We start from the raw sequence: 14530 nt of genomic DNA, 5'->3' as shown, positions 1-14530 counted from the left end.
TTCACAAGCTTTATAATAACAAATTACCAGGAGGCTACAATGGTTAATAAACATTATCTCTTCATTTTCAGGGGTATATTATTTTATTTGTGGGGTTGCGATTTTAATAATCCACCAGACTATTCAGAAGACTCTTCCGTTAAAAATTCGGATCTGCAAAAAATAAAGATTTATTTTATATCTATTATATTTAAGTAATATTAGATTAATCTTAAGGCTGATAGAAGAAACAATAAAGCAATCGTTAGATAGCTAATTGAGGTTAATGTCTGGTCCTCAAAGGGATATTATTTTATTATTCGGTGTTTGATCTATCGACATTAAATCTTTATGATCTTTTTGAAGTCCATAGGTATGAAATGTTTTATACTACTAACTACTGTGGAGATCTTATTCTAAATATTGAACAGTTTATAGGACCCAAATAAATCCATTTCGAGAATCCTTATCCGTTCGGCAAGATCATTATCTTCCGAATGAAATACACAAATATCCATATACATATCACTTTGTCTTCCGGAGTAATATAAATGCAATTCTTCTAAAAGCTGTTTATTACTTAAAGTTAGTGAGAGTAAAAATTCACCGGTGTTATTATAAATTAAGGCTTTATTGTAACCCAAACCGAGTAGTGTCTGAAATACAGTTAGACCATTCTCTTTGTTAAGATCCAAGAAATAAGGATCATACTCAAAAAATATTACGGGTTTAAATTTTTCAATAAAGCCAACATTTTCTCTAATAATTTTACAATCAAATCCATCGGTATCGATTTTTAGAAACTTTATATTATCAAATCCTTTATATGAGCTTACTATATTTATTAAAGATTTAAATTCAATTGTTTGGTTCGGTTTTTCATTTACTGCCAATCTTGCGCTGCCTTTATAATTAAGAAAATTAATTTCTACTTTTTCGTCAGTTCCAACAAATGAATTATCATAAACTATATTTTTAAGATTTGCTGTGTTTTTCTTGAGTAGATCAAAATAAAATTTATCACCTTCAACACATAAAATTGGCACATCAATTTGTGATTTAATAATTATTGCAGTGTCGCCAATGTTAGCTCCGACATCTACCGCTTGAAATTCAGAATACTTTTCTTTTAGATACCGTGCAGTTCTTCCAATATTCGAATTATAAAAGGGGAAAATTCTTTTAATTATTGGAAGGTCATGTTTTAATGGAATTAAAATATCAAAACCATCTAATTCATATCTCACAAGCCTCTTAGAATTAAATTTTATAAGAAGATCTCTTAATATTTCAAGTAACCTTATAATAATTTTTGATATTAAGTTCTTCTTTCGTTTTTTTATTAGCTGATTAAATACCTGTTGACTAAACATTATTTATACCTTTTAAATTACTTATTATAAATTTATTTATTTCGTTCTTTAATCTATCCAAACTTATTTCATTAATATCCAAATTCGAGTTAAACCTAAAATTTCTTTCTAAATATTGCCTGTCATTTAAATGATTTTCAATTACAGTTGGAAAAATAAATTTCCCAAATACTTTCATATCGTTAGGATAAGGCATAAATCTTCCAAATCGTTGTCCGTTCGATATACAAATAAAAGGTATATTAACTGCTGCAGCAAAATGCACAGCGCTTGTTTCGTTAGATATCAGCAGTTTTGCCTTTGAAATAATTTTGCCAAACTGGGTTAATGTGGTTTTGCCTGAAATATCAAAAACCCTTTGAGAATTAATTCTGTCTATGATTTTCTTTATAATAATTTTTTCCGAAGTTGAACCTGCTAATAAAATATCGTAATGATATTCTTTAAGTAAATGTTCAATCAACTGCTTAAAATTTTTTTCAGACCATCTTCTTGCTTTTTCCTGTGCCCCGGGAACAATAACAATAAATTCATTTTCAACAGGGAATTTGTATTCTACTTTTTCAAAATTCATTGATGGTTTGGTTATGTCAATTTTGATTTTCAAAACTTTTTCAAAAAATTCTTTATTGCGGTAAAACTCAAAAATGTTTTTTTCACTTTGAGTTATCAACTTCGTGTAATAGTCATCAGAGAAAATTTTTCTTTTCCATTTGAGATGGCTGTCTGGACTTCCTGTTGAACCAATTCTTTCTTTTGCTTTTGATGCTTTAACTATTGTATCTCCAAACAATATTTCCCTTGTGAATGTAGTTTCAATTACAGTTTCATATCCTGCTTTAAAGATTTGTTTAAGTAATGAATATTTGTAAAAGAAATTCCATCTGAATTTTTTTCTGTTAATCCAGATAAATGAATCAAATATGTCTTCATTAAGATATTCCGCAAGGTCTTTCCAGATAATATTGCCGCAAAGTGTGACTTTATAATCCTGGTAAACAGGATGATTTCTGAAAAAAGAAAAAAAGTTTTGAACCAGAATATAATCGCCGATAGAATCTAATCTGATAAGTAATGATGTTTTGGGAATAATCTCGCGTTGTTTCAAATGAAGTATTTTTATTATCAATGATGTGATAATAAAATTTATAAGATTACCGATTTTTATAAATATCAGTTGGACTTTTTCCATCAGTGAAGCTTAAGCATATTTTTATTATCTGATTCAGTAAGAGAATTCATCCTTAACTTTATGTAAATATTCAAACCAAAGTGAGAAAGAATAAAAATCAGTTTTAACTTAAAAGGATTTAATTTTTTCTTAGCCATCAGGAAAAGATTTTTGAACGGATAGAAATTCAATCCAAATTTTTCTGCAAGAGTTCTTAAAGTTTTATCTGAATAAAAAGAAATATGCTGTCCGTGTTCGAAGCCATAATACCACCAATCCTTTGAAGGAATATCTTTTGGCAAGGTAACAGTTGAAAACAAAATGCTATCCGAATGCTTGAGCATTTTATTAAGTTCATCAACAGGTTTATCAAAATGCTCAAACACTTCAAATGCAGTTAGCAATTCATATTTGGAATCAGATTTTTCAAATCCTCTTGCTAAAAGATTTGTTGTGTAGTCATCGTGCCAGTAAAAATCAAATCCGATGTCACGCATAAGTCTTGTGAAAATTCCATATCCACCGGCATAATCCAGAAACTTTGCTGATTTATCAAAACAGAAATAAATAATTGAGGAAACGATTTTAGAGAAATAAATATTTCTCATCATTATTCCGGTATCTGAAATGTTGATTGGACTTTTATAAGCTTCATCAAGCCAGTAAGGATTTTCTGTGAATAAATATTCACAGGAATTACATTTAAAATATTTTACATCATACTTGTTCAAAACTTTTTCAGTAAATGCAAGCGATGATGTATTGCCACAGATTTTACAATTTATCTGTTCCATATTCCTTTTGCTGTTCGTGTAATAATTTTTTTGTATTGAATCGGTGCCCAGATTGATGCAAATCCAATGCAAATTATTGTTGCAGTAATTACCCCTGTAATTCCCATTTCCATTTGCTTCGCTAGAAAAATAGAAAGGGGAATGTTTATAACCGCAGCAAATATTGAATAGTAAAATTGCAATCGGATTTTTCCAACTCCATTCAGAAAGAATGCGAAAATGTTGTTCCAGTTGCTGATGATCATAAAAATTCCCATTGCAACCGAAAGTGAAAACGGAATTTTTATTTCACTTCCAATCCAGATCGAGTAAACTAAATCCGAAACTAAAATCATTACTATTGTTGCAATTGAAAGCAATGCCCAAACCTGAACGAGTCTTTTGATAACTTGTTTTATCCACTCAAAATCCAATTTAACAAATGCATCCGTAAATGCACTCCAGAACGGAGAGAGAAAAACATTAAACACCAATGTAATAAAGAAAAAATATTTATGAGCAATATTGTAAATCGTAACTTGCGAAGGATCATATAAATGAGTGATTATAAGATTATCAGTTGCAAAAACAATTAACGCAGAAATCTGAATCACAAAAAATTGCATACCAAGTGAAACAAGACTCCGTGAACTTTTCAAATCAATAGATTTAAATGATGGCGCAATGTGTTTGTATCTGCCTTTGAATAAAATGTAAGACGCAATCAATAAAACGGCAAATGGAATTATACTGATTATAAATCCATACAAGTATAAGGATGATTTTGAAATCAGGTAAAGAAGCAGAACAACAGCTAATGTTAATATATTGATGCAAAGCGTTATAAAACCATTCAAAGCTGGCTTTTGATCAGCGTTTATCAGAGAGGTTAATAATCTTAATAAAAACTGAAACGCAAAAAAGACAAAAACTATCAGAACAAAATTATTTAGAGATTTTACATCATAATTTCCGGCATTAAGAATAAAGACCCAGTTAAGAAACGGATGAACGATCAGATAAATAATTAAGGATGAAAAAATTCCAATTGCAAAAACGGCATAAGCTGTACTCAAATATTTTTTTGCAGATTGAAAATCCTCCTTTGCAAATGACTCGGCGAGTTTGTTTCTTAATCCATTGCCGATTCCAAAATCAAGATTGCCAAGCCACATAAAAACTGAAGATAATGTAAGCCAGATTCCATATTGATTTTCTCCAAGATACTTAATTGTGATTGGTACAAGCGCCATCAATGAAATGAAATTGAAGATATGAATTATAAAAAGAACAACAATATTCTTTTTAGCTTTTTCTGTTCTTGAACCTGTTCCTATTCTTAAAAGCTCTTTTATGTTGAAATTAATATTCAATAAATTACTCACCCTTGATTATCATTTCGACCATTTGAATTTACGCCATAGCTTTACAATAAAATTCAATCCAAGTTTAGCAAAAACTTTTTTTGCATAAGTTCTGAAAATTCTCATTGAATAATGAAAAAATGCTTTCAGATTCCAATAGTTATGTTTCTTTAGTGCAATCTTCGTTTCTTTAATTGACTTTATTTCATTTAACCACGAAGCTCCGCCTGCGCTCATTACAACCATTGGATTTACATCAAAATAATATCCCGATTTTTCTAAATCATATTTCTTTATCAGTCGGCAAATAAACTCAAAGTCCATTGAATAGCGAAAGTTCTTATCAAACAATCCGACTTTATTGAAAACTTCTTTCCTGAAAAACATTGTAGGATGGTTAAAAGGCATTGCAACTCTTACATCGTACATCAAAGGTTTTCTTACATTAGTGCCAAATTTTCTATCCTTAAAAAGAATGTCTCCGTGAACAAACAAAACATTTTTCTCTTCAAAGATTTTTATAACATCCTTAAACAAATTGAAATAAAAATAGCTGTCATCACTGTTCAGAATAGTTATTATTTCACCCGAAGCTTTACTGATTCCTTTGTTAAAAGCGTCTGCAATCCCATCATCTTTCTCGGAAATTATGATTAGTTTTTCGATGCAATTATTTTTTGAATAGATTTCTTTGGCTAATGTTAAAGTAGAATCAGAACTCTTATTGTCAACGATAATATGTTCGAAGTTATTATAAGTCTGTGCAACTATTGAATTTATATTTGAAGCAATAGTTTTCTCAGAATTATATGTCGGAGTGATTACACTTATTTTCATCAATGTTCTGTAATTATTGTGTCAAAAATACTATAAATAAATCAACTTTATGACCATTAACCTTAAGCAGAATAAAAACATTTTGCTGATAACACTTCGTTCAGATATTGGCGGTGGCTCAAAGCATCTGAATTCTGTTTTTGAAAATCTTAAAGATGATTTCAGTTTTTTTATAGCTTCACCTGTTGATGAACCTTTTGGAATTAAGTGGCTCAATGAATTGAAAGATAAATTCTTTCAACTACCGCACAGAAGATTTTCTTTAATTCATTTCTTCCGATTAATCGGTTATGTCAGAAAAAATAAAATCAGAGTTGTTCACGCACACGGCAAAGGAGCGGGAATTTATGCCCGGTTGTTAAAATTATTTTTGCCCTCTTTAAAAATCATTTTTACCTGGCATGGATTTCACATCGAAACTTATAATTCATTATCAAAGCAAATTTATATTCTGATTGAAAAAACACTTTCAATGCTTACTGATCTTTTTATAAATGTTTCCGAAAGCGAAAGAGTACCTTGTCTCGCAATTAAGATTTATGATGAAAAGAAATCGGTTGTAATATATAATGGAATCAAAGATGAGTTTAAGCCAGTTGATAAAATAACCTTAAGAAAAAAACTCAATCTGCCTGAAGATAAATTTATTGTTATGAACATCAGCCGTTTTGATAAAACAAAAAATGTTAAAGCTTTTGTGGAAATTGCCTCGATGCTTAAATCGCACAATGAAATATTTTTCGTTCTTGCCGGAGATGGTGAAGAGAAAAAAGAAATTGTTAATATGATCGAGCATAGAGAAATGAAAAATATTTTACTCCCAGGTTTTGTTAACAACCCGGTTGAATATTTACAAGCAGCAGATGTTTATCTTTCAACTTCTTTAAGTGAAGGACTTCCTTACACTTTGTTGGAATCTTTGATGTGCGCTCTGCCAATTGTTGCTTCAGATGTAAGGGGAAATAATGAAGTGGTTCAGAATAATGTTAACGGCTTTTTATTCGATTTGCGAAATAGATCACAAGCTTCTCAAAAAATAATTGAAATCAAAAGTGAATCTGATAACTATAAGAAACTCTCCGATAATGCCCGCAAGATATTTTTAGATAAATTTACAGAGCAAAAAATGATTTTTAAGTTAAAAGAAGTTTACGAAAAATATTTATTATGAAAATAGCTTTGGTTCACGAGTGGCTCGTGTTTTATGCTGGTGGTGAAAGAGTTTTTGAATCATTCACAAACATCTGGAAAGATGCCGATGTTTTTGCACTCGTAGATTTTCTTAATGATGAACATCGGAAGATAATTCTTAAAGGAAAACACGCTAATACAACTTTCATTCAGAAACTGCCTTTTGCTGAAAAAAAATTCAGATCATATCTGCCACTATTTCCACTGGCAATTGAGCGTTTAAATTTCAGCAACTATGATGTGATTATCTCAAGCTCGCATGCAGTTACAAAAGGTGTTCGCAAAAAGCAAAATCAATTGCACATCAGCTATTGTCATTCGCCGATGCGTTACATTTGGGATGAAGCTGAGACATACTTTGAAGCTGCGAAACTAAATCGTGGTATAAAAAAAATTATCGCAACAAAAATTCTTAACTATCTTAGAAAATGGGATTTGAAAACCGCAAAGCGACCGGATTATCTTCTTGCTAATTCAAATTACATCGCTGAAAAATTAAAAAGAATTTACAATCGTGAATCAACAGTGATTTATCCTCCTGTTGATGTTGATAAATTTACTTGTGTTGAACAGAAAGATGATTACTATTTTGTAGCTTCAAGATTAGTTCCTTACAAAAGAATTGACTTAATTATTGAAGCATTTGCACAAATGCCGGACAAAAGATTAATTATTGCCGGAACCGGACCTGAGCTGGAGAAATTGAAAAATAAATTTCTTATTAATGTAGAATTTCTTGGTTATCAGGATGAACAGGCTTTAAAGGATTTAATGCAAAAAGCCAAAGCTTTTGTTTTTGCAGCCGAAGAGGATTTTGGAATCGTAGTTGTTGAAGCAATGGCTTGCGGAACGCCTGTTATTGCCTTGAATAAAGGCGGTACTGCCGAAACTGTTATTGACGGCAAAACAGGAATATTATTTAATGAACAAACAGTAGAAGATATTAAAGATGCAATAAAAAGATTCGAAAAGATTGAAGACACTTTTAATCATAAAGAGATTGCAGAGCATACAAGAAAATTCAGCCGACAAATATTTGAACAGAATATGAAAAACTATGTTGATGAAAAGATTGAACAATTCTTCGGAAAGAACTCACGCAAATGATTGTAAATAAAAGAACAATTAAAATTGCCAGGTTACTTAGCGATTTAATTCTGCTTAATCTTGTTTTTATTCTATCTGCAGTTCTTGCACAGTCGTGGGAAATTCTGCTTCAGCGCAATTATATGTTTATACTTCTCGCTTTGCTGAATCTTGTCTGGTACTTTTACACAAATCTTTCCGGATTTTATAATGATTTTTTCACAAGAAGATTTTCGACTCAGTTTTTCAATATCGTCAAAAGCTCAATCGTTCAGGTATTGATTACTATTGCATTTATCTTCTTTGTTAAAGAAGATTTATTCACAAGAAACTTTATTGTTTATCTTGGAGTGTTTCTAACAATTGCAATAAGCATTCGCACTATAATATTTAAAAAATCTCTAAAGCAATTACACAAAAAGGGAATAAGCGTCAGAAATCTGATAATAGTTGGAGCCGGCGAGACAGGTAAAAACTTTAAAGAAACAATCTGCGATGTTCCGGAATTCGGTTACAGATTTATTGGATTTGTTGATGATGAAAAATCCGATGAAAACTATCTTGGCAAAATTTCTGAACTGGATAAAATTCTTAAATCATATCAGATTGAAGATGTTGTTATAACTTTACCTGAAGAAGAATCATCTCTGCTGGATGAAATCATCCGTATCTGCAACATCAACGCTGTTAAAGTTCACCTCATTCCTGATTATTTCAGATTTCTTTCAAACCGGTTTCAGGTAAGTTCAATTGGCTCATTCCCTGTAATCACTGCGCGCGATGAACCTCTTGAAGAAGCAAGCAGAAGATTTCTGAAAAGAAGTTTTGATATTGTTTTCTCTTTGTTCGTGATAATCTTCATCTTCAGCTGGTTGTTTCCTTTGATTGCTTTGTTGATTAAAATCAGTTCAAAAGGTCCTGTATTTTATTTGCAGGAAAGAGTTGGTGTTCGTGATCAGAAATTCAAATGCTATAAGTTCAGAACGATGAGAACTGAAATGCAGAAAGTTGAGTTTAAACCTGTCACTGAAGATGACCCACGGGTTACACCAATCGGTAAATTTTTAAGAAGGTCTAACATTGACGAGCTTCCTCAGTTCTTTAATGTTCTCAAAGGAGAAATGTCTGTTGTTGGACCAAGACCTCATCCAATTCCTTTTCATAACAAATACAGCGAGTATTTTGAAGCGATTAAGTTGAGACATAATGTAAAGCCCGGAATAACCGGTTGGGCACAGGTTCATGGTTATCGCGGTGATGTTCCCGATGAAGAAGAGAACAGAAAAAGAACTTTGCAACGAATCAAGTATGATTTATGGTATATCGAAAACTGGTCTTTCAAACTTGATTTGCAGATCATTATGATGACTGTCTGGCAGATGATAACCGGAAAGACGAATGCCGTTTGAATGAATTCTTGTAATAGTTACATCTGTTAAATGAAATTTTAACATCTTTTTGAAAGATAAGTTGTCAATTTTTACAAAATAAAAATATTTCTCTGGTTCAAATTTTGATTTTTCAGAAGTTGACCGATACCTGTTGTTAAATGTTTATCCGAATTTTAATAACTAAAAAATATATATCAGGAGATAAAGAATGTTCATAGCAAATAAACTTTTTAAGCTATCTGTTTTTTTCGGAATATTAATTCTTGTGCTTGTGGTTTATTTTGGCTATTTATTCTTTGAGCCATACCTTACTCAGGAAATAATCACAATAGAAATAGTGAACAAAGAAAGATTCGGAACCGAGCCATCAAAATATCTTATATTCACACCTGATGAAGTATTTTTGAATGAGAACAATTATTATCACGAGAAGAAAAATGCTGATGAACTTTATCCTATGTTTTCGAGAGGTAATAAGTATAAGGTGAAAGTAGTTGGAACATATTGGCCCTCTATTAACAGAATGAGGAACATTGTTAAGATTCTGGAGATAAACGGAGTGCCTGTAAAACAGGAACCAATAAAAATTGATTAGAGCTTTGTTATTTCGATTCTAATGGATTGTTGTGTGATTTACACGACAATCCTTTTTATTTTAAATGACAGATTATAAAAAATGATTAAGTTTACAACGCACGAAAAAATCTATTCAAAACTATAAGGGGAACTTTATGGCAGTATTTATTACAGATGATTGTATTTCCTGCAATGCTTGTGAAGTTGAATGTCCGAACAACGCAATCTACAATGCAGGTGATCCATGGATTCTTGCTGGCGAGTCACACGATCCATTAAATGAAGAACACACATACATTGCACCTGATAAATGCACCGAATGTGTCGGATTTTATGATTCTCCACAATGTATTCCTGCTTGTCCTTCTGATGCAATAATAATGGATCCAAACCGTCAGGAAACCAAAGAGCAACTGATGGCAAAGAAAGAATTTCTGGATAAAGTAGGAAGGTAAGATTTAAGGGAGTTTCGGCTCCCTTTTTTATTTCCTTTTCTTCACAGGAGGTTTTTTAGTGCAATATTTTTTTATCTGTTCATAAGCATCAAAGTAACCCAGTTCACCGGCTTTCTTAAAATCATCGCACGCTGCTTTTTCTCTTTTCAATTCAATATTAATTAGTCCGCGCTGATAGTATGCAAGTGAGTTGAGTGAATCAGTTAAAAGAATTTTTGTATAGTCGTTAAATGCATTCTGATAATCTTTTAACTTTGTTCTTGTTTCTGCAATAAGGAATAATAAATCGGTGTTTTTATTATCCAGTTCCGAAGCACTTAACAAATCATTTAATGCTTCGTTGTTTCTTCTTTGAGCTAAATATTCAACAGCACGGTTATAATGAGCATTAAAATCACCCGGATTAACTGTTATAGCTTTTGAATAATATTCTATTGCGAGATCATTTTTACCGATTAAGCCATAAATAAATCCCATGTTAACTAAAGGCACGGAACTGTTTTGATCCAGTTCGTACGCTTTTTCGTAATCTGCGATTGCTTTTTCAAAGTCATTAAGTTTATAATAAGTGTAAGCTCGATTCAGATACCCCTCTGTAAACCGGTTATTAAATTCTACCGATTGTGTAAAATGATAAAGAGCATTATTAAAATCAGATTTATCATAAAGAATTTTCCCCATAATAAAATGCGCTTCGTAATCTTCATGAATTTGCAATGCTTTTTGAATATCTTTTTCTGCCTGCTCAGTATTACCTAGTTTAAGATTTACCTTACTTCTTAATACAAATACTTCGTAAACATTTTCATTCTCTTTGATAATTTCATCCATGTAATACAATGCTGTCTGGTAATTTCCGTCTGAGTATTCTTTATATGCATTTTCATAATACTGCTGATTGAAAAAGCTGCATCCGAAAAGATTTAATAAAAATATTATAAAAATTTTTTTCATAGTTCTATTTAATCAAAAAAGGTCGGGCGAAGATTGTCTGTAAGATGTAGTTTGATTTCTTCAATATGTTTTTCATTTGTTCTGTTTAATGATAATGGTGGAAGTTTATCTAAGGGAAAAAATTTTACATCAAGTGTTTCATCGCTTGTTCTGGCTTCACCACCAATTAAATCACATAGAAAAACAATTTTGAATGCATGGAAGAGTTCAAGATGTCCGCCAAGTCTGTTTGCATCAAAAACACCAACTACTTTTCTTGGAATTACATCATAACCGCTTTCTTCTTTTGTTTCTCTTATTGCTACCTGCGACGGAATATCTCCAACATCAGCCCAACCACCAGGCATTGCCCAACATTTATCTGTTGATTCCTGTACCAGCAGAATTTGATTATCTTTTATTACTGCAGCACGAACATCAATCTTTGGTGTTGCATAGCCGGGATGATTCATCAGATATTTTTGAACAGATTCTTTTTCAAGCTGAGTATGATTTTCAATAATTTCAGATACAATCTCAATAAGTCTTGTATATCTTTTCTTCTCATAATCATTTGTGGCAAATGCAAGACCTGTTTGTGACAGCTGCTGAATTTCTCTTGCAATCTCAAGCCATTTAATTGATGAGTTATTCTTTTCCATATAATATTTTCTAATTGAATCTAAGTGTGTTTGTCGTATAAGTAGTAAATATATTTTCCAATTGCTTTTCTAAAAAGGATTTGTTGCCCACACAGTTACTTCGGGAATAAAACCTCTGTCGTCCATCTCAAGTGCAGAAACTATTGTATGCGCGATTTCAACCGGACGAAGTTTATTCTTCACTTCAGGTCTTTCAACTCTTTCGTCATTACCAAAAGCCGTTGTTACTTCGCTTGGATTAACAAGTATTACACGCACATTATATTTTCTTAACTCTGCCTGCCAGCATTGAGTCATTCCACGCAAAGCAAATTTGGAAGATGAATAAACTGTTCCGTTAGAAAAACCTTTTGTGCCGGCTGTGGAAGAGATGTTCACAATGTTGCCATAATTCTGTTGTTTGAAAATTTTGGCTGCTTCTCTTGCCATAAGTGCAGCACCAAAAACATTTACAGAATACACATCAAGAAAATTCTGATTTGAAAGGTTGAATACATCTTCCCATTTGCCACCAATTCCGGCATTGTTAATAAGACAATCGAGTTTACCAAATTCTTTCATTAAAACATCATATGTTTTCATAACATCTTTTTCTTTTGCAACATCAGCCTGAACAGCAATTGCACCGATTTCTTTTGCCACCAATTCTAATTTTTCTTTGTTTCTTCCGGTGATTAAAACTTTTCCGCCTTTTTCAGCAAGCATTTTTGCTGTTGCTTTACCAATTCCGGCACTACCACCGGTGACAATAAAAATACTATCTTTTATTTGCATTGCTTCTCCTTATTAATCTTCTGTGAATTTTAAAATTAACTGTTATTAGTTTAATTCAATTTAATTAATTCTCAGAACAATCTTACCGATATTTTTGTTCGCTTCCATTCTTTTATGTGCTTCCGAAACATCAGTCCAATCAAAAACCTTATCAATAATTGTTTTTATTCTTCCCGAAGAAATTTTATCATAAGCAAAATTGTAAAAATCTTTTGTCAGCTTTATCTGATAATCAAGTGACCTTGAACGCAAAGTTGAGCCGACAATTTTCAATCGCTTAGTAAGAATCTGTCTTACATCAAACTCATTAACTTTACCACCACTTAAAGTTGCGAGTAAAATTAATCTTCCGTCTCTTGTGAGAGAATCAATGTTATCATTAAAGTAATTTGCGCCGATAAAATCAATAATTACATCAACACCGTAATTATTAGTAGCGTTCAAAACCACATCTTTGAAGTTTTGGGATTTGTAATCAATCAGAACATCAGCACCAAGTTCTTTGCAGATAAAATGTTTTTCTGCAGATGCTGTAATAATAATCTTTGCACCAATTTCACGAGCGAGCTGAATTGCAGCTGTTCCAACTCCGCTTGCAGCAGCGTGAATGAGAATGAACTCATTCGCTTTAAGTTCTGCAAGCCACACAATTGCCTGATATGAAGTTAAGAATGCTTCGGGAATTGCAGCAGCTTCTTCGAAGCTTAGTTTATCCGGAATGCGCATTGCCATTTCTTCATGAATGACTGCATACTGAGCATAACCTCCGCCTGGTATTAAACCAAAAACTTTATCTCCGGTTTTCCATTTAAATACTTTCGAACCTTTTGCAACAACAACGCCGGCAATCTCTAATCCAAGAATCGGACTGGCTCCGGTTGGTGGTGGATATTTACCCAGCCGTTGTAGTATATCAGCACGATTAAGTGCAGTTGCTTTCACTTCAACAAGAATTTCTTCTTCACCAACTTCAGGTTTTGGAAATTCACCAATGTAAAGTTTGTCTGCAGCACAAGGTTCATCGAACAAAATTGCTTTCATTTTTTCCATGTCTTTGACTTAATAATTAATTGGTGTAAAACAATGTTGAAAAAATTTAATAAAACTTTGATGATTATAAATACTCTAATTCTTAATCGTAAGGCATAATAATTGAAATTTTAACATATAAATTTAGTTAATTAAGTTAACAAAGCAGTTCAGAAAACTTTTGTTATGAGTATTAGAAAAATTATTCAACCTGTTGTTTCTGATACTCTGAGAACCATTCTATTGATTCCCGGAGTCTTTCTTTCAAACAACTTTTTATTCCGATTTTTATTTAATCTACACTTAAAATTTTATTGGAGTAAATTATGTTAAAACAATTTTCACTTTGGTTTGTATTACTTATTTCGTCTCTGATTCTTTTTGCTTCGTGCAATAAAGATGATGAGATTGTTAATCCCGCTAACCAGAACAAACTTGTTCTGAAAGGAAATATTTCAGCCCTCTATAAAGATGGAATGATTAAGTTCAACAATGGACAAAAAATTTTTTCTGATTCCATGATTTCAAAAGTAATTGTTTTCTATCCACAGGGTTATTATAACATTGCTAATGTAGTTGATGGAAAATTTTCAATTGAGGTTGAGAAGGGAAAGCCAGCTTTCATGATTTTTGCGGGACCAAATGATAACTATCTCGGGTTCTTATGTTTGAAAGATGGTTTTGAATCGATTCCGCTAATTAAAATTTCTGATGATGTAACAACCATTGATTTACAGAATATTATTCTGAATAATAAAATCGGCTCTCCGACGCACAATCCACTTGGTACAGAAATTCAGTTGAATGAAGAAGAACAGCAGATACTTTCAATGTTTGATGACTTCTTCTATCCCATAGTCAGAAATCCCGATGTTGATGGAAATGGTAAAATTGATTTGCTCGAAAATAAATTCTACAGACTTCAGGTGTTATAGT

Annotated in this window: 15 protein-coding genes; 6 read left to right on the top strand and 9 right to left on the bottom strand. The window is 31.9% G+C overall.

The annotated features are described in order from the left end of the window. Positions 1-395: 395 nt before the first annotated feature. The 5 genes from Q0X14_RS09530 to Q0X14_RS09510 form a co-directional block, all read right to left on the bottom strand. Positions 396-1226: an FkbM family methyltransferase gene (locus tag Q0X14_RS09530; protein WP_297837522.1), complete on the bottom strand. Its 831-nt coding sequence runs from the start codon at positions 1224-1226 to the stop codon at positions 396-398. A gap of 118 nt (positions 1227-1344) precedes the next feature. Beyond that, positions 1345-2544 (bottom strand): glycosyltransferase family 9 protein, encoded by a 1200-nt coding sequence (locus Q0X14_RS09525; RefSeq protein WP_297837519.1) that lies wholly within the window; start codon positions 2542-2544, stop codon positions 1345-1347. Then, complete coding sequence (locus tag Q0X14_RS09520; protein ID WP_297837516.1) at positions 2544-3317, bottom strand: class I SAM-dependent methyltransferase; 774 nt, start codon at positions 3315-3317, stop codon at positions 2544-2546. The genes Q0X14_RS09525 and Q0X14_RS09520 overlap by 1 nt, the downstream gene beginning before the upstream one ends. Next, positions 3305-4669 carry an oligosaccharide flippase family protein gene (locus tag Q0X14_RS09515; protein ID WP_297837514.1) on the bottom strand — a complete coding sequence of 455 codons (1365 nt, stop codon included), beginning with the start codon at positions 4667-4669 and terminating at the stop codon, positions 3305-3307. The genes Q0X14_RS09520 and Q0X14_RS09515 overlap by 13 nt, the downstream gene beginning before the upstream one ends. Before the next feature lie 21 nt (positions 4670-4690). Then, positions 4691-5497, bottom strand: a complete 807-nt coding sequence (locus tag Q0X14_RS09510; RefSeq protein ID WP_297837511.1) for a glycosyltransferase family 2 protein — start codon at positions 5495-5497, stop codon at positions 4691-4693. A gap of 49 nt (positions 5498-5546) precedes the next feature. Between Q0X14_RS09510 and Q0X14_RS09505 the strand changes: the two genes are divergently transcribed. The 5 genes from Q0X14_RS09505 (at position 5547) to Q0X14_RS09485 (ending at position 10196) form a co-directional block, all read left to right on the top strand. Beyond that, positions 5547-6668, top strand: coding sequence for a glycosyltransferase (locus Q0X14_RS09505; protein ID WP_297837507.1), 1122 nt, complete (start codon positions 5547-5549; stop codon positions 6666-6668). Next, the gene (locus tag Q0X14_RS09500; RefSeq protein ID WP_297837504.1) at positions 6665-7795 is read left to right on the top strand and encodes a glycosyltransferase; all 1131 of its coding nucleotides are present in this window, start codon (positions 6665-6667) and stop codon (positions 7793-7795) included. The genes Q0X14_RS09505 and Q0X14_RS09500 overlap by 4 nt, the downstream gene beginning before the upstream one ends. After that, on the top strand, positions 7792-9183 hold the full coding sequence (locus tag Q0X14_RS09495; RefSeq protein WP_297837503.1) for an undecaprenyl-phosphate glucose phosphotransferase: 1392 nt from the start codon (positions 7792-7794) through the stop codon (positions 9181-9183). The genes Q0X14_RS09500 and Q0X14_RS09495 overlap by 4 nt, the downstream gene beginning before the upstream one ends. A gap of 190 nt (positions 9184-9373) precedes the next feature. Further along, positions 9374-9760 (top strand): hypothetical protein, encoded by a 387-nt coding sequence (locus Q0X14_RS09490; protein WP_297837500.1) that lies wholly within the window; start codon positions 9374-9376, stop codon positions 9758-9760. Between the two features lie 136 nt (positions 9761-9896). Then, positions 9897-10196 carry a 4Fe-4S dicluster domain-containing protein gene (locus Q0X14_RS09485; protein ID WP_297837498.1) on the top strand — a complete coding sequence of 100 codons (300 nt, stop codon included), beginning with the start codon at positions 9897-9899 and terminating at the stop codon, positions 10194-10196. Positions 10197-10223: 27 nt separating this feature from the next. Here the strand turns inward: Q0X14_RS09485 and Q0X14_RS09480 are convergent, their stop codons facing one another. The 4 genes from Q0X14_RS09480 to Q0X14_RS09465 all read right to left on the bottom strand — a co-directional run bounded on the left by Q0X14_RS09480 (position 10224) and on the right by Q0X14_RS09465 (position 13606). After that, positions 10224-11150, bottom strand: coding sequence for a tetratricopeptide repeat protein (locus Q0X14_RS09480; RefSeq protein ID WP_297837495.1), 927 nt, complete (start codon positions 11148-11150; stop codon positions 10224-10226). 8 nt (positions 11151-11158) lie between these two features. Next, positions 11159-11791: an NUDIX hydrolase gene (locus Q0X14_RS09475; protein WP_297837494.1), complete on the bottom strand. Its 633-nt coding sequence runs from the start codon at positions 11789-11791 to the stop codon at positions 11159-11161. 69 nt (positions 11792-11860) lie between these two features. Then, the gene (locus Q0X14_RS09470; RefSeq protein ID WP_297837491.1) at positions 11861-12565 is read right to left on the bottom strand and encodes an SDR family oxidoreductase; all 705 of its coding nucleotides are present in this window, start codon (positions 12563-12565) and stop codon (positions 11861-11863) included. A gap of 60 nt (positions 12566-12625) precedes the next feature. After that, the gene (locus Q0X14_RS09465; protein WP_366522807.1) at positions 12626-13606 is read right to left on the bottom strand and encodes an NAD(P)H-quinone oxidoreductase; all 981 of its coding nucleotides are present in this window, start codon (positions 13604-13606) and stop codon (positions 12626-12628) included. A 314-nt stretch (positions 13607-13920) separates the two neighbouring features. Between Q0X14_RS09465 and Q0X14_RS09460 the strand changes: the two genes are divergently transcribed. Then, complete coding sequence (locus Q0X14_RS09460) at positions 13921-14529, top strand: hypothetical protein (protein ID WP_297837487.1); 609 nt, start codon at positions 13921-13923, stop codon at positions 14527-14529. Position 14530: the final 1 nt, after the last annotated feature.

The organism is Ignavibacterium sp. (assembly GCF_025998815.1).
Taxonomy (GTDB): domain Bacteria; phylum Bacteroidota; class Ignavibacteria; order Ignavibacteriales; family Ignavibacteriaceae; genus Ignavibacterium.
This window is presented reverse-complemented; position numbering and strand designations above follow the sequence as displayed.

Excerpts from the sequence above, each read along its gene's own strand:
- Q0X14_RS09525 (WP_297837519.1), bottom strand. The coding sequence starts at position 2,544 with ATGGAAAAAGTCCAACTGATATTTATAAAAATCGGTAATCTTATAAAT.
- Q0X14_RS09520 (WP_297837516.1), bottom strand. The coding sequence starts at position 3,317 with ATGGAACAGATAAATTGTAAAATCTGTGGCAATACATCATCGCTTGCA.
- Q0X14_RS09510 (WP_297837511.1), bottom strand. The coding sequence starts at position 5,497 with ATGAAAATAAGTGTAATCACTCCGACATATAATTCTGAGAAAACTATT.
- Q0X14_RS09505 (WP_297837507.1), top strand. The coding sequence starts at position 5,547 with ATGACCATTAACCTTAAGCAGAATAAAAACATTTTGCTGATAACACTT.
- Q0X14_RS09500 (WP_297837504.1), top strand. The coding sequence starts at position 6,665 with ATGAAAATAGCTTTGGTTCACGAGTGGCTCGTGTTTTATGCTGGTGGT.
- Q0X14_RS09495 (WP_297837503.1), top strand. The coding sequence starts at position 7,792 with ATGATTGTAAATAAAAGAACAATTAAAATTGCCAGGTTACTTAGCGAT.
- Q0X14_RS09490 (WP_297837500.1), top strand. The coding sequence starts at position 9,374 with ATGTTCATAGCAAATAAACTTTTTAAGCTATCTGTTTTTTTCGGAATA.
- Q0X14_RS09485 (WP_297837498.1), top strand. The coding sequence starts at position 9,897 with ATGGCAGTATTTATTACAGATGATTGTATTTCCTGCAATGCTTGTGAA.
- Q0X14_RS09480 (WP_297837495.1), bottom strand. The coding sequence starts at position 11,150 with ATGAAAAAAATTTTTATAATATTTTTATTAAATCTTTTCGGATGCAGC.
- Q0X14_RS09475 (WP_297837494.1), bottom strand. The coding sequence starts at position 11,791 with ATGGAAAAGAATAACTCATCAATTAAATGGCTTGAGATTGCAAGAGAA.
- Q0X14_RS09470 (WP_297837491.1), bottom strand. The coding sequence starts at position 12,565 with ATGCAAATAAAAGATAGTATTTTTATTGTCACCGGTGGTAGTGCCGGA.
- Q0X14_RS09465 (WP_366522807.1), bottom strand. The coding sequence starts at position 13,606 with ATGAAAGCAATTTTGTTCGATGAACCTTGTGCTGCAGACAAACTTTAC.
- Q0X14_RS09460 (WP_297837487.1), top strand. The coding sequence starts at position 13,921 with ATGTTAAAACAATTTTCACTTTGGTTTGTATTACTTATTTCGTCTCTG.